We start from the raw sequence: 267 nt of genomic DNA, 5'->3' as shown, positions 1-267 counted from the left end.
GGATACGACAACGGCCAAGAGCAAATTGCGATTGACCCAAACTTTGCCCATGAAAATAATGGCTTCACTTTTGAGTTAGGGGGTGAAACTCTGCAGATATTTAGTGATGGCGAGATTGTTAAGTTGCTCAATGAACAAGGTGAACAAGTGGCTACCCATAACGGTGTTCACTACGGTATTTGGACACAGTTTTTTCCAAACACAGTAATACTTAGCTAAGCGTCGACCAACAAACATCCTTACAATGGCCGCGAATGCGGCCTTTAC

General features: G+C 43.8%; 1 protein-coding gene. It reads left to right on the top strand.

The genetic code is table 11. The features are described from left to right. A partial coding sequence (locus Q4528_RS14110) for a hypothetical protein (protein ID WP_303522237.1) occupies positions 1–219 on the top strand: 219 nt, incomplete at its 5' end. Positions 220–267 lie beyond the last annotated feature (48 nt).

Origin of the sequence: Staphylococcus pasteuri, from assembly GCF_030547725.1 — a bacterium.
GTDB classification, from domain to species: Bacteria; Bacillota; Bacilli; order Staphylococcales; family Staphylococcaceae; genus Staphylococcus; species Staphylococcus pasteuri.
Note: the sequence above shows the minus strand (reverse complement) of the source record. Positions and strands in the feature narration are given on the sequence as shown.